The sequence below is a fragment of the Rathayibacter sp. Leaf248 genome (genome assembly GCF_920939495.1).
GTDB lineage: Bacteria > Actinomycetota > Actinomycetes > Actinomycetales > Microbacteriaceae > Rathayibacter > Rathayibacter caricis.
The window spans coordinates 548,366-569,420 of record NZ_CAKLAV010000001.1; the positions used below are offsets into that span (position 1 = coordinate 548,366).

Consider the following 21,055-nt stretch of genomic DNA (forward strand, 5'->3'; position numbering starts at 1 on the left):
ACGACAACTGAGGAGCCGCGCATGCGCATCATCAAGGCGGCTCGAGGCCGCATGACCAGCCCGTTCGGCGCGAAGAACGTCCCCGGCGCCAATGTGAAGAGCCACGGCGGCACCGACTGGGGCCACGGCAACGCCACGAAGGACGACCTCCGCATCGTCGCACCCGCCGCCGGGACGGTCACCGTCGCCGGCTGGTACGGGACCTACGGAAACCGCATCGTCATCGACCACGGCTACGACGAGAACGGCGACCACTGGGAGACCCTCATCGCCCACCTCGCCGAGTTCCTCGCGAAGGTCGGCGAGTGGGTCGAGCAGGCCGAAGAGATCGGCGTCATGGGCAACACCGGGACCAAGTTCGTCCACTGCCACCAGGAACTGCGCAAGAACGGCCGCCAGGTCGACCCCGCCCTCTACCTCGTCGCCACCGGCGGCGGGGCCACCACCGTCACCGCACCCCCCGAGGAGTACGACATGCAGCTGTCCGACAAGATCGAGATCGACGACCTCCGAGGGGGCAAGCAGACGGTGTACATCAGCACCCTGCTCAACCACCTCTTCGTCCACGTCACGGCGGCCGCCGAGGCCGCCAAGGTCGCCGCCGCCGGCTCGCGCGACCAGCCGTTCCCCTCGACCGTCCTGGTCAACGAGAAGGGCGAGCCGCAGCCGGTAACCATGGGCATCCTCGCGGACCACACCCGCGTCATCCTCGGCGGAGTCGACGCCCGGATCACGGCGCTCACGGCCGCGGTGCAGACGCTCGCCCTCGCGCAGGGCGTCGACCCGCAGGGCCTCACCGACCTCATCGCCGAGAAGGTCGACCAGGCGCTGAAAGACGACTTCGCAGCGATCCCGTCCACCCTCGCGGCGAGCCTCGCGTCCTGACTCCTCTCCTCTGAGAGGAGGACTCATGACGGAGACCCCCGTCCAGCCCCGTGAACCACTCCGCTGGGACCTCGTCGTCGTCGACTTCGCGTTCATGCTCGTCGGCGTCGGCGGCGCCATCGGATCAGTCCCCGCGCTCGAAGAGATCCTCCCCGCCTGGATGGTCGACGCCCTCTGCTACGCCCTCATCGCCCTCGGCGCGGTCGCCCTCGTCGGGGTCGTCATCCCGAAGCTGTGGCCGCTCGAGATGATCGCGAAGCTGTTCATCGGCGGTGGCCTCATCGCCTACGAGCTCACGCTCCTGATCCTCGTGTTCGCCGAGTTCGGCGACGACGTCGGCGGCGGCCGGCTCTACGTCGTCGGCGGGGTCATCATCCCGATCGCGGTCGTCATCAAGCGGTTCCCCGACCTCATCAACAAGTGGGCGAAGGAGACCGCGCTCAAGAAGCAGAAGCGCCAGGCAGCGCGCGACGCTGCGGCGATGGTGAGCGACCGGTGACCCTCGACGAGATCCTCCGCGTGGCGGGCACCGCGGTCTCCGCGATCGGTGCACTCGTCACCGTGTCCGGCGGCATCGTCGTGTGGCGCACCTGGAAGCGGAAGGTGAAGCTCGAGGACGCCGCGCTCGTCCGAGCCGCCGAGGAAGAGCGCGCCGCGGCCGCTCGCAAGATCGACGAGATGGGTCTCTCACGCGAGGAGATTGTCGAGCGCATCGGCAACCAGCTCCTCGTCGATCTCCGTGAGGAGCTCCGCCGGTCGAACGACATCCGTGACCGTCAGGAGAAGCAGCTCCGCGAGCAGGCCGAGCGCATGGACTACCTCGGTGAAGTCATCGACGAGCAGAACCGGCACATCCAGCTCCTCGAGCCGCTGATCCCGAATCCGCCCGGACCGCCCGAGCGCCCTCGCTGGCGCGTCCGTCCACCCACTCGACTCTCCACCACCTCGGAAGGAACTACCTCGTGATCATGTTCGACCCCACCTGGCCGCAGCTGCTCAGCCTGCTCGTGTCCATCGTCCTGCCGCTGCTCGTTGGCCTCGTCACCACCCGCGCCACCTCGGCGTCGGCGAAGGCGATCCTCCTGGCGGTCCTCGCGTTCGCTTCCGGCCTCGGCACGGAGCTCCTCGCGGCGCTGAACGCGGGCGTCAGCTACGACCTCGCGGCCGGTGTGTTCTCGGGCGTCGCGACGTTCCTCGTCGCTGTGGGCATCCACTACGGGCTCTGGAAGCCGACCGGCACATCGTCCGCGCTGCAGTCCATCGGCCGCCACCGCGCCGAGTAGCGCACCCCTCCACTACCCCTCCGGCCCCCGCCCAAACAGGCGGGGGCTTTTGCGTACCCGCTTCTCCGAAGGAGCCCTCATGGCCGTCAGCACCACCACACTCGCGGACCTGAAGGGTCCTTCCGCCTACGACATCGCCGTCCGCTTGGGGCTCTTCACGGGCTCGGAAGCCGAGTTCATCGCCTCGCTCAAGGGCGAGGACGGCGAACCCGGCGACGATGGGGCCACTCCCACCATCCAGATCGGCACGGTCACCACCCTCGCCGCCGGCACCCAGGCCACCGCCTCCGCGACGAGCGTCGACAACGTCTACACAATCAGCTTCGGCATCCCGAAGGGAGCTGACGGCACGGGCGGCACCGGCACCGGGCTGACCGACGGGTCCGTGCAGACCAGCCACCTGCAGGCGAAGGCAGTGACTGGGGCGAAGATCGCCGACAACACGATCACCAGCGCGCAGATCTCCGAGGTCGACTCGTCCAAGGTCACCGGTCTCGCTGCCCTCGCAGGCGGCAAGGCGGACAAGGTCAACGGCCTCGTGCCGCCGAGTCAGCTCGGCACCGGCGCCACCGCCGGCAGCACGACGAAGGTTCTCTTCGAGGACGGCGTCTGGCGCAACGTCGGCGGCGCGACCGGAAACGTCCCCTCCGGCGGCACGAGCAAGCAGTTCCTCATGAAGGGGTCGGCCGCGACCGCCGACTACGACTGGGCGGGCCTCGCTTCTGCGTACGGCTTCGTCACGCCGCAGCAGTTCGGCGCCACCGGTTCGCTCGCGGACCTCAGCAAGGATGCGTCCGCCGCCATCCAGGCCGCGCAGGACTACGCGTCCGAGCGCGGACTGCCCGTCGTGCTGAACGGGCACTTCAACTGCGCGTCCGGCGTCTCCGCTCGCGGTCAGGACATCCGCTGGTACGGGAAGTTCACGCTCTACGACTCCGTCGGCGCGACCCCGGTGCTATCCGCCGTCGAGCTCCCCGACCGGTACGCGCTGTCCTCCGTGACGTCCGCGTTCGTGCAGGGTCTCGAGCGCAACCCGTCCGGGAAGCAGCTGCTCACCGTCCTCGTCCCCACCGCGCAGACGACGCTCGCGAAGATCAAGGTCGGCGCCTACGGCCGCGTCTACTCCTCATCGCAGCGGTACACGTGGAAGACCGTGTCCTCCGACTCGCAGGGCCCCCTGAAGGCGTCCGGCACGCAGTTCCTCGGCGTCTACTACCCGGTCACGAAGGGCGGCCTGGGCCCGCGCGAGGGCGACATGATCTACGGCGTCACCTCCGGCGCCATCGGCCACGTCGCCGCGTACGCGCCCGACACGCTCACCGCCGGGAAGATGGTCCTGAAGAGCCTCACAGGCGCTTTCACGAAGGGCGAGGAGATCCGCGTCGGGTCGAAGTCCTCGACTGCGCCCACGGCGGGCACGATCGCAGACGTAGGCGCGATCCTCCTGAAGGACCTCTTCGAGGACACGTTCACCACGGCGAACCTCTACCTCGACATCTACAAGGAGCGCGTCACCGACATCGAGGGAATGACCCTCGACACGCTCCCGACGTCGACCGATCCCGACGCGATGATCGACCAGGCGCAGCGGCGTCCCTCGGTGATCCTCGGAGGCCGCCCCAACGCGCGCCTGCGGTACACCGTCCGCGGCTCCTACCAGGCGGGCGTCATCGGCGTCGCCATGGCGAACGCCGACGTCGAATCGAACACGATCCTGCAGCCGAACGACGCCACCCAGGGCGACAACGGCTACGACCAGCAGGGCGCCTACGGCTACAACTACGAGTACGGCGCCGCCTCCTACAAGGGGAAGTTCCGCATCGGCGGGACGAACGCCCGGCACCTGTTCACCACCAACTCGTACATCTACGGGTCGATGGGGAACTACGCGGTCGCCGACGCCTACTCGTACCTCGCGTCGGCCGGCAAGGGCCGCTTCCCGAAGATCCACGGCGACGCCTCCGGCACGTGGGCGCACCCCTACGACACGCACCCCGGCGTGCACGGCGCCCACTTCTCGGACATCACCGTCGACTTCTCCGGCGCCGCCGGCCGGAAGGACTCGCCGTCGAAGGGCATCTCCTCCCGCGGGACCGGCACGATCATCGAGCGCTTCACGATCATCGGCGCCGCGGTGGGCGTGCAGATTTCGGAGAAGGGCTACACGTACGACGGGCTCCACTCCCGGTCCATCGTCCGTCAGGGAACGATGATCGGGATCCAGAAGGTGGGTGTCGACCTCGGAGAGACGTACCCATCGGACTCGACTCGGTTCTCGTCCGTCGTCGAGGACCTCCGCATCGAGTTCGCCACGCTCGAGCAGAACACCATCGACGAGGCCGCCGAGACGTTCCGACCGAACGGCTTCGACCAAGTCGGTGTGAGCACGGCCGGTCACAACGCGGACCTCCGGCGCCTCACGTTGAAGGGCATGAACTTCGCGGCGATCGGCATCAACTCGCTGCCGCGCGGGTCCGGCTCATCGGCCGAGTACCTGATCGACGACGTCGTGTTCGACTACCGCGGATCCGGCGCGCCCTCGTCGGGCCTGCTCGCTCGCGGCATCTGGGTGCAGGGCGCATCCTCCGGCACGAACGCCTCGTTCGGGCAGAACTACCTGCACATCGGCAAGGTCACCGTCTACGAGCAGGACAACTCGCCCGCCGGACTGATCCACCTCAAGTCGGGTTCCCCGTCGATCCGACGCGGACCGAAGCCGATCGTGCACGGGTCCACCGCCGAGCTTCCCTACCACGGCAACGGCGGAACGCTCACCATGCTGCGCCTCATCGGCTCGCCCCCGTGGCACTCCGTCGGCTCCACCGAGCCGAAGCCGCCGCTGACCGGCGACCGCTGGGACGACACCAGCAACGGCTTCTCGTCCAAGAAGTACAACGGCTCCTCGTGGGTCGCCGCCTAGTGAGGAGCTGACCGTGACCGACATCCCCGTCGTCGTCGCCGACACCGTCGACGAGATACCCGCCACCCTGGCGCCCGGAGACCTCGTCCTGACGATGTCGACGGGGGCGTTCGGTCACATCTCCGGAGGCGAGCCTCCCCTGCGGAAGCTCGCCTCCGTGGACGCCATCCCCGAAGACGCCGCAGTCGGAGACCTGTTCCTCGTCGGGACGCAGGTCTACGAAGTCTCGGGCACCCCGCCCGTCACCGTGACGCCTCCGACCATGGCAGCGCCGACCGTCACCTACACGACGATCACGTTCTCCTGGTTCGGTGCGACCGGCAGCATCGACGGCTACCTCCTGGTCATCGACAACCAGCCGGCGATCGAGGTGGACGGCAGCTCGTACGAGCTCGCGACCGCGCCGGGCAGCACGCACACCGGCTACGTCATCGCGAAGGGCAGTGACGGGACCTTCTCGCAGCCGTCCGCGCCCGTCACCGCATCGACTCTCCGCGATGGCGCTGCGCCGACCATCGTCCCCGGAATGCCTCAGGCGGGCGAGCTGGTCGGGCCGATGGTCGCGTTCCGGTTCGACGTGTCCGACTCCGAGTCCGGAGTCGCGGCCGCATCGATCTACTGGGGCGAGACCCCCATCGAGGCGGCCAGCCCCCTCGGCGGTGACCTGTGGGGCGTCGACATCGACCTCGAGCGGCTCCGCGCGATCGGGCTGCTGTCGTACCGGATCCGCGCCGTCGACTGGACCGGCAACGTGTCCTGGTCGGAACCCATCGAGGTGTCGATCGCGCCCGTCGTCGGCGATGACATCACGCCGCCCGTGGTCGTCATCGTGGAGCCGAACGAGGGCACGGTGGTGCCGGATTTCCTCCGAGTCACTGCCAGCGCCTACGACGCCTCCTCGCCCGTCTCCTCGGTCGAGGTTCGGGACGCTGACAGCAAGCGCCTCATCGTCGCGATGGAGCCGCTCAACCCGGGCGGCGGCTGGTTCGTCGACATCCCGCGCGACACGCTCCTCGCGGCGATCACCGGCGACGACTACACCCTGCAGTTCGTCGTTCGCGCGACCGACTCTCGCGGCAACTGGGCGGACTCGGCGCCGCGCGCGATCTTCATCACCGCGCCGGCAGAGACGTACACGGGCACCATCACGTTGCTCCTGCCGCCGGGTGGGTACGTGGACGCGACGAAGCAGAAGGTCAGCAACGGCCGCTACTCGATCTCCCAGCGCGTCACCTTCCCGAACCAGGACCGCATCGTCACCCGAGCGCCAACCGTGCTGCGGATCGAACGCGGAAGGTGGCTGCTCGGGAACGAAGAGGTCAGCGAAGTGACCCTCGAGATCCCGCCAGGATCCGCAGGGTTCCACACCGAGCTCGACATCCCCGGGGCAACGTCGGAGGAGGGGCTGTACCGGCTGCCGCCCGTCATCCCCGACGACCGGCGAGTCGCGGTCACTGACCTGGTCCGGTCCGGCGAGGTCGGCGCGAAGGACCTCACGTTCCTCCCGTCCGCGCAGGACGCGATCGACGCGCGGGATGCCGCTCGCGCCTACCGCGATCAGGCACGGGATGCGGCCGAGCAGGCGGCGTCCGGCGGGTTCACCGTGAGGCGAGACCTCGACGGCTTCCTCACCATCACGATCGGAGCGACGTCATGACCGAGACCTTCCGAGCGATCCCGCCCGACATGATCGGCGAGCCCAACGGTGTCGCCGGTCTCGACGCCGACGCGCGCATTCCGGCTGCCCAGCTGCCCGCGCCTGCGAGCTCGCCGCTCAGCATGAGCATGCTCGGCCTGGCGGCCGTCCTGCCGAAGAAGTGGAGCGCACTGTGAGCATCTACCGCATCGACCCACTCGCCGGTTCGGACACGAACGTCGGAACGTCGATCTACTTCCCGTTCAAGACCGTCGCACCGGTGAACGCTCTGATCGCCGCAGGGAAGATCGGCCGCGGTGACCTGGTGGTCGCAGCCGGCCGCGGCGACATCCACATCCCGGGAGGGATCAAGGCTGCGACGCCGGTGGCCCTGCGCGGCACGACCCGGCTGGTCTTCGACCAGTGGGGCGACAGCATGCCTGTCTTCGACCTCTACAAGATCGCGAACGACCCCGCCTCGTGGACACCGCATGCCGCCGGAGTGTGGAAGGCGAACATCACCGCAGGCGCGCCCGGCATCACCGGCAACTCCTCCGAGCCCTCGACCAACGTCGCACACCTCTACGTCGACGGACAGCTCAAGGGCCACCGCAGCGTGTACACGATCGGCGAGCTCGGCAACCAGCGCCTCTGGTCGTACGCCTGCGACGCCACGTACGCCTACGTGCGCGCGGACGGGAACCCGGCCAGCATCACCGACGACCTGCGCATCTCCGTCAACTGCAACGGCATCGAACCCGGCGTGAACACCACCTTCACCAACCTCGAGATCGTCGGCGCCGGCGGCATGGGCGTCTCCGCCATCGAACGCAACGACTGGTCGACCGTCGGGCTCGTCCTCCGACGCATCGGCGGCGCCGAGCACGGACCAGGCACCCGCGCCGGCAACGCGTGGCAGGCCTACATCTCCGGATCGCGCATCGCCGTGCTCAACAACTACGCCGAAGACGTGTTCGACGTCGGCTGGACCGCTCAGGGCAAGTCGTACCCCGGCGGATCGAACGGCTGGCAGGACGTCGAGGTCGCCGGAAACACGATCGTCCGCGCGGCCCAGGGGTTCGAGCACTGGTTCAACACCGAGCAGGGCGGCACCCTCGTCGGCTACCAGCGGGTCAACATCCACGACAACACGGTCTACTTCGCCGGCTACTCGTGGGGCGCCGACTACAAGTCCGCGGACATCCTGTCCTACGACTTCGACCCGGTCCCCGGCGGGCACGACCTCAACATCTTCGACAACACCTTCGTCGGAGCTACCCGCCACGTCTTCGCCCGACGGTTCGGGAACACGAACTACTCGGTGCCCGAGGGCCTCAACCTGTACCGCAACGTGATCGCTCTCGCGCCCGGCGGGGAGATCGCCTACGAGCAGCCGCAGAAGCTCGAGCAGGCGGCCGAGTGGGTGCAGGCGCAGGGCGCGGAGGACAGCAGCGTCTGGCTGCCGCTCGCCGCGGACGTGCTCGCCGTTCCGCAGAAGGATCGGCTGGCCGCGATGCAGGCGTTCGTCGCAGCCCGGACCGCGACGGTCGACTCACGGCTGTCGGCACTCGAGCGGCAGCACGGCTCTACGGCGGGCAAGGTGGCGTCGGTCACGGGTCAGATCGAATCTCTGCGCGCGGACGGGAACCAGTCGGGAAGTCTGCTGGCCGGCCGGCTCTACATGCCGGGCGCTTCGACCCGCACCACGCTGGTGGCAGCGTCCGCTGTGGATCGGTTCCGTGGCCTCGAGTGGGTCGCACCTGCGTCCGGGCTCGTCGACCAGGTCTCGATCTCGGTGACGACGGCGGGCTCCTCGTCGGCCACGTTCTACGTCATGGTGCTGCGGTACGAGGGCGACAAGCTCGTCCCACACTTCACGTCGACGGCAGTCGACTGCTCGACGACGGGCACGAAGAGCCTGGCCGCGAACTTCCGCGTCCGTGAGGGGCAGCGCTTCTACGTCGGCGGCGTCGTCCCGTCCGGCCCGGCCACACTGCCGGTCATCCGAGCCGGGACGGCGCTGGGGAGGACGCCGTTCCTCGGCTTCCGTTCCACGGACATCGACACGATGCTCTCCTCGGCGACGTACACGACCGGCATCGAGGTGAACGGCTTCACGCTGCCGTTCAACTCGACCTTCGCGCCCGGCGGCCTCACGGACGTCGCACCGCTGGTCGTCATGCGAGCGGCCTGACAACACGGCAACGCCCCCACCCTCCGCTTCGGCGGCAGGGTGGGGGCGTTTCGTCGTTGGTGGCGGGGGAGGTACCCGACAGCTATCGTTCAGCTCTATGAGCGGGAACCAGACAGCAAGCAAGCGGATCCCGTGGATCGACGCAGCCCGCGGCGGATGCGTCCTCGCTGTCGTCATGTTCCACTTCATCATCGTGATCTTCGAACCGGCCGCGCCTGCCGGACCGGTCACGACCGGGTGGTCTCTGCTCGGCGCGGCACTCGCGGCCTTCCGAATGCCGCTCCTCTTCGCCGTGTCGGGCTTCGTCGTCTCCCGCCGAGTCCGCGCGGGGTGGAGCGACCGATCGAATGCCGCACGCGTCGCGAGCTCCTACTACCTCTACGTGGTCTGGCTCGTCGCCTACGGCCTCATCTCTCTCATCCCACTCGCCGTCAACACCGACAGGATCACGAGCCCGGGTGACTTCCTCGGCCAGCTCCTCATCCCTGACACGCCGCTCTGGTTCATCCTCGCGCTGGCCGTCTACACCGCCATCCTCTGCTCACTCCCCCGCGCCCGGCCCGCCTACGTTCTCGCCGCACTGGCCGTCCTCTCGACCACGGCGCAGGCGGTCCTCGGCTTCGAGCTGTGGGCCCGCGTGCCCTACTACTTCCTCTTCTTCGCGGCCGGCGTCTACCTCCGACCGCTGATCGAGCAGCAGGCGGGCCGGGCGACACCGATCCGTGCAGTCGTGTCGGGCGGGGTCTTCGCAGTCTTCTTCGTGCTCGAGCAGGTCGTCGAGGTGCCGCTCGCGAACGCCGTTCTCTTCGTCGCGCGTGACGCTGCCGCTCTGAGCGCTGGGCTCTTGGCCGTCGTGCTCGTCTGCCGTGTGGCGCCGGTCCGACGGGTGCTGAGCCGGGTGGGCCGGAGCACGCTTCCGATCTACGTCCTCCACTTCCCGATCGTGATGGTCGCCGCGTCGTTCATCGACTGGACGACTGCGCTCGAGTCTCCCGCAGCCGCGGCGGCCGCGCCGATCGTCGGCCCCGCCGTGATCGCCGTCCTGTGCCTCGTGATCTACCGCCTCGCCCTCCGCACCCCGTTGCGTTTCGCGTTCCGGATGCCGGGCCGGTGGCAGCGCGCCATCTCTCCTACGCCCGCGAAGGCCTGAGCTGGTGTCGGTAGGGCCGTCTAGCCTCACCGTGATGTCGCACCACTGGACCCCGATGAGCATGGTCTCCCGTTCGATCACGCCCGGCGAGTGGCGGATGGGCGACAAGCGCGAGGAGCTCGGGTGGATCCGCCTCGTCGACTACGCCGGCGTCCCGACCTTCGTGTGCGTCACTCGTGACGAGCTCGTGGTCGGCGGCGGCGACACGCTACCGGACGCGGCGCGCGCGTTCCTCACCTGGCGCAGCTCGACCCGCTGATGTCGGTGGTCAGCCCGACGATGGTCTGATGGGAACGAAGTACGACCCGAACCACCCCCACCGGCCGACCGGCTACCTCGACTCCGCCGTCGAGGCGTACCGCGACCACGGTGAGGAAGCGCCCTGGCTGCTCCTCTGGCGCGGCGGGGAAGTCGTGACGAACCCGACCACCGGCCGGTACATGTACGTCTGGGAGGGCGACACCGAGGGGCAGCTGCGCGGCCGCGGCGGGCGACGCCACTGATGCCCGACCTCGACGTAGCTCCTAGAGCTCACCCCGAGAACTAACGGAACAATCTAAAGCGACTACTACGAGGATTCGCTTGCTCCTGGAACTCGAGTGTGTCCATCAAAGTCCGAACTTCGCGGTGCAGCGCGCGCATGTCGACAGATTCACCCCAGGCATGGAGGAAGTGATTTTCGTCGTAGTGAAGAACTACGTCCGAGTCTTCCATTCCGCCCACAAGAGAACGAGGACCGATCAGCGTCGTGTAGTTCCGCCGCGTGCTGCTGTTGTACCAATCTTGGAGGCGCTCGTCGGCATGCTCCAAAGCGTTGCGAACCGCTCGGTCAGACAGCATCGACGACAACGGAACGCCGATGGACTCCCGCAGAAGAACACCGCGAGCTCGGTCTTTGCGGTCGACTGGCCACAACACCTTCGACATCATCCCGACTTCGGTCAAGGCTCGTTGCGCTGCATCCCAAACATCGTCGCTGCGGCTGCCCACGCTCCCTAGCGCCTGTTCGAGCGATTCGATCGCCGACATGAAACGCCGACAGTGCCGGTGCAAGCTCGTCCTGAAATGCGCTTCGAGCTGGTCATCTAGCCCAAAACGTATCGATCGGTTCTCACCCGTCCATCCGACCATCCGGAACCTCTTCTCATCAGCCCTACGTGCAAGGGCGCCTGCGCTCGATGGCGGCCGGTCCCGTCCTCGTGCTGGTTTTCGTCGAGTAAACGTTGGCCCGCCGGTTTCAGAGCAATGCTGATGGTCTCAGATGCCAGTAGATGCGTGCCCCCGGCAGGAATCGAACCTGCGACCAAGAGATTAGAAGGCTCCTGCTCTATCCGCTGAGCTACGGGGGCGTCCGTCGTCCAGAGTACCGGGACAGCGTCGGCGGGTCGGGAGCGACGCGGGACCGACCCGGGCGGTCAGCCCCGGACGAGCCCGACCACGCCGACGACGAGCGAGACGGCCGCGAGCAGCAGTGAGATCCCGATCAGGATCGAGTGCACCCGGAGGAAGGTCGTCGCGCGCCCGTCCGCATCGCGGGCTCGGGGGTCCTTCCGCACGCGACGGAGGAAGGGCGGCCAGACCACCGCGTTCCAGACGGCGTTGGCGATCAGCATCCAGCAGACGAGGGTCATCACGGAGAACGAGTGTACGAGGCCCGGCCGAGCCGCCCGCGGCGCGTCGGTGGCCGCGGATAGACTGCCCCGCATGAGTAGCGCCCCCGACCGTCTTGTCTGGATCGACTGCGAGATGACGGGACTCGACCTCTCGGTCGACGAGCTCGTCGAGATCGCCGTCGTGGTCACGGACTTCGATCTCGAGCCCCTCGACGAGGGCCTCTCGATCGTCATCAAGCCCGACGCGTCGGCGCTCGAGCACATGGGCGACTTCGTCCGCACGATGCACGAGACCTCGGGGCTGCTCGAGGAGATCCCCTCCGGAGTCAGCGTCGCCGAGGCCGAGTACCAGGTCCTCGAGTACGTGCTGAAGCACGTGCCGAGCGAGCAGCACGCTCCCCTCGCCGGCAACACGATCGGCACCGACCGCGCCTTCCTCGCCAAGTTCATGCCCCGCCTCGACGGGCACCTGCACTACCGCAACGTCGACGTCTCCTCCATCAAGGAGCTCGCGCGGCGCTGGTACCCGCGCATCTACTTCAACGCCCCCGCCAAGCACGGCGGGCACCGGGCCCTCGCCGACATCCTCGAGAGCATCCGCGAGCTCCGGTACTACCGCCGGGCCGCGTTCGTCGCCGAGCCGGGTCCGTCGACCGCCGATGTCCAGGCCGTGTCGGCCGCCGTCGTGGACGAGTTCGCCTCGCGGATGTAGTAGTCTCGTACAGTTGCTTCGGGAGGGTCACCCTCTCGGAACACCGTCCTGGTGGGTATAGCTCAGTTGGCAGAGCGCCTGGTTGTGGTCTAGGAGGTCGCGGGTTCGAGCCCCGTTACTCACCCCAGGAGGGCCCGGAGTCGTCACGACTCCGGGCCCTTTCCCATACCGGAGGCGACGATGCTCGAACTGGACGAAGCGGCGTTCGAACGACTCGTGATCGCCGAGCTCGATGAGCTCCCGGACGACATGGTCGACGGCCTCGACAACGTGGTGTTCGTGGTCGAGGACCGTCCCGAGGACGGCTCCCTCGATCTCCTCGGCGTCTACGACGGAGTGGCGCTCACCGAGCGCGAGCGGTACGGCTTCGGCGAGATGCCCGACCGCATCGTGCTGTTCCGCGAGCCCCACCTCGCCGCCTGCGAGACGCTCGACGAGCTGCGGGACGAGATCCACGTGACCCTCGTGCACGAGATCGCGCACTTCTACGGGATCGACGACGACCGGCTGCACGAGCTCGGCTGGGCCTGAGCCCCAGTCAGGAGCCGGTGTCGAGCACGACGTCCGCGCCCTCGCGGGGCCGCTCGCGCAGCCGGTAGCGCCGGAACTGCTCGTCCCACTCGTCCCAGTGCGACTCGAAGAGCGCTCCGTCCCGAGCGAGTGCGCGCCGGCGCCTCTCGACGTCGCCCGTCTCGATCCAGATCGTGAGATCCGCCACCGCTCGGCTCGCGGCTGTCGCGGCACCGCAGCCCTCCACGACGAGCAATGGGCAGCGCACCACGACCGGACCAGCCGACGTCCCGCTCGCCCAGTTCCAGGGCTGCCAGCGGCCGGTCCCGTGCAGGGCGTGCGGGCGCACGAGATCCCGGGTGACCTCCGTGGCCGCCCGGTCCAGGCCCGACCAGCCCGGATACAGATCGTCCATCCGCACGAGTGCGGCCTCGGGTGCGCCGGCGGCCGCGCGGACACGGGCGAGCAGGTCCACCGCGAAGGTCGACTTGCCCGATCCGCTCGGACCGTCGACGAGCACGGTGCGAGCGCGTCGATCGACGATCCGGCGGGCCAGCGCGCGAGCGACGCGGGGAGTCAGGGGCTCAGCCACGCAGCACGAAGCTCCAGGTGCCGGCGAGCACGGCGGCGCTGACGGCGATGCCCGCGATCGCGGCTCCGCCGAGCACGAGGAGGGCGTCACCGCCGCCGAAGCGGGACACCCGCGCCCAGGTCCGCGGCGTGTCCGCTCCGAACCCCTTCGCCTCCATCGCGGTCGCGAGTCGGCTCCCCCGCCGGATGGCGAGCACCAGCAGGGAGAACGTGCGACCCGCGAGGCTGCGGAGAGCCTGGACCGGGCCGCGGCCGTCGGCCACGCCGCGGGCACGCCGCGCCATGGACAGCGTCCGCCAGTCGTCGACGAGCAGGCCCACGAGACGCATGCCGGCGAGACCGCCCAGGACGAACCTCGACGGCAGGCGCAGGATCTGCGCGAGTCCGTCGGCGAGGTCCGTCGGATCGGTCGTCGCGATCAGCACGACGCTCGGGAGGCCGATGGCCAGCACGCGGAGGGTGATCGCACCTCCCAGCGCGACCGAGCCGTCGGTGACGCTGACGAAGAGGAACTCGGCGAGCACCGCCCCGCTGTCGCGTCCGTAGAGGACGGTGGTCATCCCGGCCAGCGGAGCGGCGAACAGCACGGGAGCCGTGCGGCGGAGCAGGTCGCCGAGCCTCAGCCCCGCGAACGGCAGCACGAGCAGTTCGAGGGCGAGCGCGGTCGCCGCCGAGACCGCGTCGAGGGTGAGGACCAGGACGATCGCGATCAGGAGGCTCGCGAGCAGCTTCGCCACGGGGTTCGCCCGGGCGATCCTTCCGCGGGCGGGCACGGCGTCGAGGAGGGTCATCGCCGGATCTCCTGAGCCGCGCCCAGCGGCAGGACGCCATCGGCGAGGGCGTCGACGAGGTGCTCGTCGTGCGTGACGGTGAGGATCGCGCGCCCGTCCGCCCGCAGCTCGGCCAGCAGGTCCACGACCACGTCCCAGGTGCGGCGGTCCTGGCCGAAGGTCGGCTCGTCGAGCACGACGACCGACGGCCGGCGCACCAGAGCGGAGGCGACGGCGAGGCGCCGCTTCTCCCCACCCGACAGCGTGAACGGATTGGCGTCGGCCAGCGAGGACAGCCCGAGCCGCTCGAGCATCGCGTCGGCGCGGGAGCGCTCCGACTCGTCGCGGGCGCCGAGGTGCAGCTCCTGCCGCACGCGCGCCGTGAGGAACTGGTGCTCCGGCTCCTGGAAGACCATCGCGACCCGGTCCGCGAGCTCCCTCGAGCGCCAGCGGTGCGGATGCGGAGACGCCCCGGCCCGGACCTCGTCCGACGCGATGACCTGTCCCGCCGCCGGATCCAGGAGCCCGGCCAGGGTCAGCGCGAGCGTCGACTTGCCCGCTCCGTTGGGCCCGAGGACGGCGGTGACGCGGCCCTGCCCGATCTCGACGTCCAGTCCCTCCGCGACGCGGGGCGGGTGGCGGACTCCGAAGAGCGGTCGCGCGATGGCCAGATCCACGGTGCGCAGCGCTCGAGGGGCGGCGCCATCCGGTCCCGGGCGGCGTGCGGGGCGCTCCCCCGGCAGCCACACGCCGGCGTCCACGAGGACCGCACGCGTCTCCTCGAGCACGGTCGACGGCGCACCGTCGGCGATCACCGCGCCGTCCGAGCCGAGCACGACGATCCGATCGACGAGATCGACCCACACGTCGACCCGGTGCTCGACGACGACGAGGGTCGCCCCGCTGCGCGCCGTGCTGCGCTGGACCGCGTCGCGCACCTCGCGGACCCCGTCGGGGTCGAGATTCGCGGTCGGCTCGTCCAGCAGCAGGAGTCGGGGACGCATCGCCAGCACACCCGCGAGCGCGAGCCTCTGCTTCTGACCGCCCGAGAGCGCCGAGGTGGACCGGTCCAGCGCGACATCCAGCCCGACGTCGTCGAGCGCCTGCCGCACCCGCTCCGGGATCTCGCCCGCCGGGACACCGAGGTTCTCGCAGGCGAAGCCCACGTCGTCGCCCACGCGGGCGAGCACCGCCTGCGTGTCCGGATCCTGGAGCACGAGGCCCGCGACTCCGCGACGACGGACCGGTGCGTCCCCGTCCAGGACGAGCTCGCCGGTCGACGCACCGTCCTCCTCGCCGCCGAGGACTCCGGCGAGAGCGTGCAGGAGAGTGCTCTTGCCCGCGCCCGAGGGGCCGAGCAGGAGCACCCGCTCCCCGGCTGCGATCTCGAGATCGAGCCCGGTGACCGCGGAACGGGAGCGCCCGGCGTGCCGCCAACTCCATCCGCGAGCGGAGACCGCCGCGCCGCTCATCGGGCGCCCGTGGCCGCTCCGTCGATCACCCGGCCCTCGCGTCCCGAGGCGAAGCGGTCGAGCGCTCCGGAGGCGGCCAGTCCGCGGACCGCGAGCCACGGGAGCAGGCCCGCGAGAAGGATGCCGGAGACGATCGAGGACACGATGTAGACCGTGGCGAAGAGCCCGTCGACTCCGACGTACCAGAGGAGCAGATCGTTGATCGCGAGCGCGAGCCCGGCCCCCGCTCCGGCGAGCAGAGCGACGATCGGGCGGCCGCTGCGGTAGAGGAACAGGGCCAGGATGAGCTCGGCTCCCAGACCCTGCACGAGCCCGGAGAGCAGGACCAGGTAGCCCCACTGGGTGCCGATGAGCGCGGAGACGACCGCGGCGAGCAGCTCGGTGTAGAGCGCTGCACCGGGCTTGCGGATGATGAGACCGCCGAGGACGCCGGCGAAGAGCCAGCCGCCGCCGAGGATCCCGCCGAGCCCGGGGAGGAACTCGAACGCGAGGCCGAGGACGTTCGTCGCCAGGCCCCAGGCCCAGAAGACGATGCCGCTCGCGACGGCGACGACGCTCGCCACGACGATGTCGACGACGCGCCAGCGCAGATCGCGGCGCGGAGCGGTGCGGGCGGAGGGGGTGGTGGTGTTCTGCACTGACGTGCCCTTTCGTGGAAGCGAATGGAGGGCACGGGTAGTAAGAGGAGATCGAAACGTTCCTTCGCTGGCATGACCCAGATCAGGTTCGACGGTCGAAGGCTGAAAGCCTTCCTCTCAGTCCGGTGCACCGGACTCCCGTGTTCGTCAGCAATCATAGACAGCATGCTGTGGTCGGTGGTCGTCGTTCTCGCCGTCCTGCTGCTCCTGCTGCTGCAGGTGCTCGTCCATCAGCGGCGACGACGCCTCCGCCGCGAGCTGCTGGCACAGGGCAGGCGGGTCCGCGGGCGCGTGATCGCGGACGACCCGGGAGCGCGCGCCGGGCGTCTGCTCGTCGCCTACCGGCCCGAGAACGGCGAGGAGCGGCGCGCTCTGAAGACGCCGCAGCGTCGAGGGGACGCGTGGATGGCGGGCGAGCCCGTCGTCGTCGTGTACGACCCGCGTCGCCCGACCGACGCGGAGCGACTCGTCGTCGGATTCGGCCGCACCAAGACGACCTGGTTCACCGCGCGCCCGATCCGGACGCGCTGAGCGCCCCTACTTCTTCAGGGCCCGCACGATGCGTGCGAGGGCCTTGCCGGTCACCCACACGAACGGGATGCCGACAGCGAGCACCGACACGATGTTGGGCTGGAAGCGCAGGCCGAGGTCGTCCTTGATGTAGGCGCCGATCGGCACGACCGCACCGCCGCCGCCACCACCGCCGCCCTCCTGACCGTCCTCGGATCCGCTGCCCCCGCCGAAGCCGAACCAGCGGAGGGCGACCGGGACCATCGTGGCGCCGTCGACGCTCACGGGCTCCCCGTAGATCGTCGCGGTACCCGCGGAGGTGACTTTGTCGGCCAGGGACACGGCGATGTTGGGCATGCCCGAACGCTACTCCGCGGCTCTCGGCGGCGACAACCGCCGCGCGGGCGCGCACAGCACTCCCCCATCCCGGTCGAGGGAGCCGATGCGATGATCGAGGATGCCTTCCCGCCCCCGCCGTCGACACCCGGTCCGCTCGACCGCGGTCGCGGTGACGAGCACGGGGCTGGCCGCGTTCCTCGCCTTCCACCGCGTGCTCCCGGAGGCGTCGGGCTGGTTGTCGGTCGTCGAGACCGCGATCCCGTGGTCCGGACTCGCGGTGCTCCTGCTCGTCGCCTCGGCCGTCGCCCTGCGCTCGCGCGGTGCCGGTGCGGCCGTGACGGTGCTCGCGATGGTCTACGGGGTGCTGGTCCTGCCCGTCGCGGTGCCTGCTGCCGCTGTACGCTCCGGTTCGTTCACGGTCGTCAGCCAGAACATCGGCGGCAGCGGCGAGGCCGGCGCCGTCGCGGCGGAGCTCGCCTCTGCCGAGCCCGACGTGATCGCGCTGCAGGAGCTGACCGCTGACGCGCGCGACGCGGTCGACGACGAGCTGTCGGAGGCCTACCCGCACTCCTACGTCGTCGGGACAGTGGGCGTCTGGAGCCGGGAGGTGCTCTCGAACGGCGAGCCGCTGGATCTGGGGCTCGGCTGGGACCGCGCGCTCGCGGTCGACATCGGCACGACGGTGGGGACGAGCCGGCTCCTCGTCGTGCACCTGGCCTCGTTCCGTCTCGGCGACCACGAGGAGCGCGATGCGACTCTCGCCGGTCTGGCCGATGCCCTCGCGGCGGACGAGTCCCCGAGGACTCTCGTCGTGGGCGACTTCAACACGGCGACCGACGACCACCTGCTCGCCCCGGTGCTCGAGCAGGCCGGGCTCGTGCGCACCTCGGGCATCGGGTTCCCTGCCACGTGGCCGTCGCTCCTCCCGCTGGTCGGCCTCGACCACGCCCTCGCCGACGGCGTGCCCGCCGCGACCGTCGAGGTACTGCCGCCCAACGGATCGGACCACCGGCCCGTCAGTCTGACGATCGGCTCCGCGTAGCGAGCGTGTCGCTGAGGTCGATGCCCTTCGCCGACTCCGGCGCCGAGCGCGCCAGCAGCGACGCGGGTCGGACGGCCCCGGTGCCGAAGCGCGCCGCGACCCCGTCGACCGCCAGCTCGGCGTCGCGCCAGTCGTCGGAGTCGTTCCAGAGCGAGAAGGCGACCTCGTCGCCGTCGACGAGCTGCTCGCCGCGCACGCCGATGAGGCGCACGGGTCGGCGCATCGGGTTCGCCGCCTCCAGCAGTGCCGACGACGCCTCGTAGAGGACCCGCGCCACGTCCGTCGCCTCGGGCAGCGTCCGGGAGCGCGTGAGCGTGCTGAAGTCGCCGAAGCGCACCTTGACCGCCACCGTGCGGCAGCGCACTCCGCCGCGACGCAGGCGGACCGCGACCTTGTCGCAGAGCCTCAGGAGCTCGCGACGGACCAGCTCGGGGTCGGCGACGTCGTCGGCGAAGGTGATCTCGTGGCCTGCGCTCTTCTCGACGACGCGGGTGTCGACGGGGCGCGGATCCACTCCGTTCGACAGGGCGTGCAGGCGGCGGCCGGTCGCCTCGCCGAGCGAGGAGATCAGCACAGCCAGCGGGGTCGCGGCGACGTCGGCGACGGTGGTCAATCCGCGGCGCAGCAGCGCCTCCTCCGTGCTCGCTCCGACGCCCCAGAGTGCGCTCACGGGCAGCGGATCGAGGAACTCGCGCACGCCGTCGGACGGCACGACGAGCAGGCCATCGGGCTTGGAGCGTCCGGAGGCGAGCTTGGCGACGAACTTCGTGCTGGCGATCCCGACGGAGCAGGTGAGGCCGAGCTCGGAGTGGACGCGCTCGCGGATCGCGGTGCCGATGGCGAAGGGCGTGCCGGACAGGCGGCGCGCTCCCGCCACGTCGAGGAACGCCTCGTCGATGCTCAGCCGCTCGACGAGCGGGGTGAAGGAGTCGAAGATGGCCATGACCCGCCGGGACGCCTCGCGGTAGCGGTCCATGTGCGGCTCGAGCACGACGGCCTGCGGGCAGCGGCGGAGCGCCACGGCCATGGGCATCGCCGAGTTGACCCCGTAGCGCCGGGCCTCGTAGGTCGCGGCGGTGACGACGGACCGGGACCCGATGTGCCCGACGATCACCGGGCGACCGCGCAGGTCGGGCCGCTCGAGCAGCTCGACGGAGGCGAAGAACGCGTCCATGTCGATGTGCAGGATGCTGGCGCGCGGATCGTCGACGGGGTCGAGCGTGACCTGCCGGCCGCTTCCGTCCTGTTTGCTCACGTGCCGTCCTGCTCGCCCTCTGCCGATGCCGTCCTGTCATGCTCGCACGCACCTCCGACACGGCGCTCGGCGACGAGCGAGGAGGAGGCGCTCACCCGCTGCGGGAATGGCCCGGCGCCGATCGGGGTTGTCCCGAGCACCGACGACGACGCTCCGGAGAAGACATGACGCACGAGCCCGCCTCCCCCACCGCCACCGAGATGAGCCGCTGGCTCGACCTGCAGCAGCGCGCGCACGCCGCCTTCGAGAGCCGCCTGGCCGCCGTCGTGGACTGGTCGGCGCCGACCCCCGACACCGAATGGGACACCCGCGCGCTCGTGCTGCACGTCGTCCGCGAGCAGCAGCGCGCGCACACGCTGCTGTCCGGCGGAGACGAGTCCCCGATCCGCCTCGAGCCGGTCGGCAGCGACCTGCGCAGCGAGTGGAGCCGCGTCACTGCCGACACGCGTGCAGCCGCCTCCTCCGCCCGACCGGAGGCCGTCCTGCGCCTCGGTCGCGACTCCGTCACGGCGCTCGAGCTGGTCAGGGAGCAGGTGTCGGACGTCACCATCCACGCCTGGGACCTCGCCCGCGCCACCGGGACCGACGAGACGCTCGACGAGGAGCTCGTGGCGGCCGTCTGGGAGCTGTTCGCGCCGCAGGAGGAGACGCTGCGCGCGAGCGGGCTGTTCGCGGCTCCGGTCCCCGTCGGCGAGGACGCCCCGCTGCAGACGCGCCTGCTCGCCGTCACCGGGCGCGACGACCGCCTGGCAGCCTGAACGCCACTCCCATCCGCCGCAGGCAGGATGGGGCCACCGCCGCCGCGGCGGAGGAAGCACCGGGGCTCCGCGCCCCGCCGAGGAGAGGAACACGCATGACACGAGTCGCCGTCATCGGAGCCCACGGCAAGGTGGGTCAGCAGATCCTGCACCTGCTCTACGACGCCGGGCACGAGTCCGTCGGAGTGATCAGGAACCCCGAGCACGCCGAGGACATCGTGCGACTGGGCGGCGAGCCGCTCGTCCACGACCTCGAGAACTCGAGCGCCGAGGAGTTCGCGGCGCTGCTCGAGGGCGTCGACGCCCTCGTCTTCACCGCCGGCGCCGGCCCCGACTCGGGGATCGAGCGCAAGCGGACCGTCGACCTGGGCGCCTCCGTGCTCAGCCAGGAGGCCGCGGCCGCGGCCGGAATCCGCCGCTTCGTCCAGATCAGCGCGATCGGCGTCGACGAGCCGCTGGCCGAGGACACCGAGGAGGTCTGGCGCGCCTACGTCGAGGCCAAGCGCGACGCCGACACGGCGCTGAGGAAGACCGATCTCGACTGGACCATCCTGCGCCCGGGCGGGCTCACGACCGACGAGGGCACCGGCCGGGTCGAGCTGGGCGAGACCGTCGAGCGCGGCAGCATCCCCCGCGAGGACGTCGCGGCCGTGGTCGTCGCCGTGCTCGAGCAGCCCGCGTCCATCGGACGGACCTGGGAGCTCGTCTCGGGTGACGTGCCCGTCGAGGACGCGGTCGCCCGAGCCTGACGCCGGTGGCCGACGCCCGCCCGAGGGG

At 70.2% G+C, this 21,055-nt stretch carries 25 protein-coding genes, 2 tRNA genes and 1 riboswitch; of the genes, 18 read left to right on the plus strand and 9 right to left on the minus strand.

Features of this window, described 5'->3' with window-relative positions; genetic code table 11:
- Positions 1-21: 21 nt before the first annotated feature.
- From LRG51_RS02805 to LRG51_RS02855, 11 genes are all read left to right on the plus strand, one after another.
- A complete protein-coding gene (locus LRG51_RS02805) occupies positions 22-885 on the plus strand; it encodes a M23 family metallopeptidase (protein ID WP_230671046.1) in 864 nt (287 codons plus the stop codon).
- A 25-nt stretch (positions 886-910) separates the two neighbouring features.
- Complete coding sequence (locus tag LRG51_RS02810; protein ID WP_230671048.1) at positions 911-1,384, plus strand: hypothetical protein; 474 nt, start codon at positions 911-913, stop codon at positions 1,382-1,384.
- Positions 1,381-1,851 (plus strand): hypothetical protein, encoded by a 471-nt coding sequence (locus LRG51_RS02815; RefSeq protein WP_230671050.1) that lies wholly within the window; start codon positions 1,381-1,383, stop codon positions 1,849-1,851. Before LRG51_RS02810 ends, LRG51_RS02815 begins: the two co-directional genes overlap by 4 nt.
- The gene (locus tag LRG51_RS02820) at positions 1,848-2,168 is read left to right on the plus strand and encodes a hypothetical protein (RefSeq protein ID WP_230671052.1); all 321 of its coding nucleotides are present in this window, start codon (positions 1,848-1,850) and stop codon (positions 2,166-2,168) included. Before LRG51_RS02815 ends, LRG51_RS02820 begins: the two co-directional genes overlap by 4 nt.
- Before the next feature lie 79 nt (positions 2,169-2,247).
- A complete protein-coding gene (locus tag LRG51_RS02825; RefSeq protein WP_230671054.1) occupies positions 2,248-5,088 on the plus strand; it encodes a hypothetical protein in 2,841 nt (946 codons plus the stop codon).
- 13 nt (positions 5,089-5,101) lie between these two features.
- Positions 5,102-6,745 (plus strand): hypothetical protein, encoded by a 1,644-nt coding sequence (locus tag LRG51_RS02830; RefSeq protein ID WP_230671056.1) that lies wholly within the window; start codon positions 5,102-5,104, stop codon positions 6,743-6,745.
- Complete coding sequence (locus tag LRG51_RS02835) at positions 6,742-6,921, plus strand: hypothetical protein (protein ID WP_055787254.1); 180 nt, start codon at positions 6,742-6,744, stop codon at positions 6,919-6,921. Before LRG51_RS02830 ends, LRG51_RS02835 begins: the two co-directional genes overlap by 4 nt.
- The gene (locus LRG51_RS02840) at positions 6,918-8,918 is read left to right on the plus strand and encodes a hypothetical protein (RefSeq protein ID WP_230671058.1); all 2,001 of its coding nucleotides are present in this window, start codon (positions 6,918-6,920) and stop codon (positions 8,916-8,918) included. Before LRG51_RS02835 ends, LRG51_RS02840 begins: the two co-directional genes overlap by 4 nt.
- Positions 8,919-9,015: 97 nt before the next feature.
- On the plus strand, positions 9,016-10,068 hold the full coding sequence (locus LRG51_RS02845; RefSeq protein ID WP_230671060.1) for an acyltransferase family protein: 1,053 nt from the start codon (positions 9,016-9,018) through the stop codon (positions 10,066-10,068).
- A gap of 34 nt (positions 10,069-10,102) precedes the next feature.
- Positions 10,103-10,327, plus strand: coding sequence for a hypothetical protein (locus LRG51_RS02850; RefSeq protein ID WP_230671062.1), 225 nt, complete (start codon positions 10,103-10,105; stop codon positions 10,325-10,327).
- Positions 10,328-10,355: 28 nt separating this feature from the next.
- Positions 10,356-10,571, plus strand: a complete 216-nt coding sequence (locus LRG51_RS02855) for a hypothetical protein (RefSeq protein WP_230671063.1) — start codon at positions 10,356-10,358, stop codon at positions 10,569-10,571.
- A 40-nt stretch (positions 10,572-10,611) separates the two neighbouring features.
- On the opposite strand, the gene LRG51_RS02860 is transcribed toward LRG51_RS02855, so the two are convergent.
- The 3 genes from LRG51_RS02860 to LRG51_RS02870 form a co-directional block, all read right to left on the minus strand.
- Complete coding sequence (locus LRG51_RS02860; RefSeq protein WP_230671065.1) at positions 10,612-11,199, minus strand: hypothetical protein; 588 nt, start codon at positions 11,197-11,199, stop codon at positions 10,612-10,614.
- Between the two features lie 145 nt (positions 11,200-11,344).
- A tRNA-Arg gene (locus LRG51_RS02865) sits at positions 11,345-11,417 on the minus strand.
- Positions 11,418-11,483: 66 nt separating this feature from the next.
- Positions 11,484-11,699 (minus strand): SCO4848 family membrane protein, encoded by a 216-nt coding sequence (locus LRG51_RS02870; protein WP_442965581.1) that lies wholly within the window; start codon positions 11,697-11,699, stop codon positions 11,484-11,486.
- Positions 11,700-11,772: 73 nt separating this feature from the next.
- Between LRG51_RS02870 and orn the strand changes: the two genes are divergently transcribed.
- From orn to LRG51_RS02885, 3 genes are all read left to right on the plus strand, one after another.
- Positions 11,773-12,393, plus strand: coding sequence for an oligoribonuclease (gene orn, locus LRG51_RS02875; protein WP_055792465.1), 621 nt, complete (start codon positions 11,773-11,775; stop codon positions 12,391-12,393).
- A 51-nt stretch (positions 12,394-12,444) separates the two neighbouring features.
- Positions 12,445-12,520: transfer RNA gene (locus LRG51_RS02880), tRNA-His, on the plus strand.
- Positions 12,521-12,573: 53 nt separating this feature from the next.
- On the plus strand, positions 12,574-12,924 hold the full coding sequence (locus LRG51_RS02885; protein WP_230671067.1) for a metallopeptidase family protein: 351 nt from the start codon (positions 12,574-12,576) through the stop codon (positions 12,922-12,924).
- Positions 12,925-12,931: 7 nt separating this feature from the next.
- On the opposite strand, the gene LRG51_RS02890 is transcribed toward LRG51_RS02885, so the two are convergent.
- Genes LRG51_RS02890 through LRG51_RS02905 form a run of 4 tightly spaced genes read right to left on the minus strand, consistent with a single transcriptional unit; the run spans position 12,932 to position 16,374 of the window.
- On the minus strand, positions 12,932-13,495 hold the full coding sequence (locus tag LRG51_RS02890; protein WP_230671068.1) for an ATP-binding protein: 564 nt from the start codon (positions 13,493-13,495) through the stop codon (positions 12,932-12,934).
- Positions 13,488-14,285: an energy-coupling factor transporter transmembrane component T family protein gene (locus tag LRG51_RS02895; protein ID WP_230671070.1), complete on the minus strand. Its 798-nt coding sequence runs from the start codon at positions 14,283-14,285 to the stop codon at positions 13,488-13,490. The genes LRG51_RS02890 and LRG51_RS02895 overlap by 8 nt, the downstream gene beginning before the upstream one ends.
- Positions 14,282-15,736, minus strand: coding sequence for an ABC transporter ATP-binding protein (locus LRG51_RS02900; RefSeq protein ID WP_230671073.1), 1,455 nt, complete (start codon positions 15,734-15,736; stop codon positions 14,282-14,284). Before LRG51_RS02900 ends, LRG51_RS02895 begins: the two co-directional genes overlap by 4 nt.
- A complete protein-coding gene (locus LRG51_RS02905; protein ID WP_230671075.1) occupies positions 15,733-16,374 on the minus strand; it encodes an ECF transporter S component in 642 nt (213 codons plus the stop codon). The genes LRG51_RS02900 and LRG51_RS02905 overlap by 4 nt, the downstream gene beginning before the upstream one ends.
- A 42-nt stretch (positions 16,375-16,416) precedes the next feature.
- A riboswitch (TPP riboswitch) is annotated at positions 16,417-16,525 on the minus strand.
- Between the two features lie 14 nt (positions 16,526-16,539).
- Between LRG51_RS02905 and LRG51_RS02910 the strand changes: the two genes are divergently transcribed.
- Positions 16,540-16,905, plus strand: coding sequence for a DUF3592 domain-containing protein (locus tag LRG51_RS02910; protein ID WP_230671077.1), 366 nt, complete (start codon positions 16,540-16,542; stop codon positions 16,903-16,905).
- Positions 16,906-16,911: 6 nt separating this feature from the next.
- On the opposite strand, the gene LRG51_RS02915 is transcribed toward LRG51_RS02910, so the two are convergent.
- A complete protein-coding gene (locus LRG51_RS02915; protein WP_055792478.1) occupies positions 16,912-17,241 on the minus strand; it encodes a hypothetical protein in 330 nt (109 codons plus the stop codon).
- 100 nt (positions 17,242-17,341) lie between these two features.
- Between LRG51_RS02915 and LRG51_RS02920 the strand changes: the two genes are divergently transcribed.
- Complete coding sequence (locus LRG51_RS02920; RefSeq protein WP_230671082.1) at positions 17,342-18,265, plus strand: endonuclease/exonuclease/phosphatase family protein; 924 nt, start codon at positions 17,342-17,344, stop codon at positions 18,263-18,265.
- Here the strand turns inward: LRG51_RS02920 and dinB are convergent.
- Positions 18,240-19,520, minus strand: coding sequence for a DNA polymerase IV (gene dinB / locus LRG51_RS02925; protein ID WP_230671084.1), 1,281 nt, complete (start codon positions 19,518-19,520; stop codon positions 18,240-18,242). The two genes, LRG51_RS02920 and dinB, sit on opposite strands and share 26 nt — an antisense overlap.
- A 164-nt stretch (positions 19,521-19,684) precedes the next feature.
- On the opposite strand from dinB, the gene LRG51_RS02930 reads away from it, so the two are divergent.
- Positions 19,685-20,278, plus strand: coding sequence for a TIGR03086 family metal-binding protein (locus LRG51_RS02930; protein WP_200931014.1), 594 nt, complete (start codon positions 19,685-19,687; stop codon positions 20,276-20,278).
- 95 nt (positions 20,279-20,373) lie between these two features.
- Positions 20,374-21,027 carry an SDR family oxidoreductase gene (locus LRG51_RS02935; protein WP_055792487.1) on the plus strand — a complete coding sequence of 218 codons (654 nt, stop codon included), beginning with the start codon at positions 20,374-20,376 and terminating at the stop codon, positions 21,025-21,027.
- The last annotated feature ends 28 nt before the right edge of the window (positions 21,028-21,055 follow it).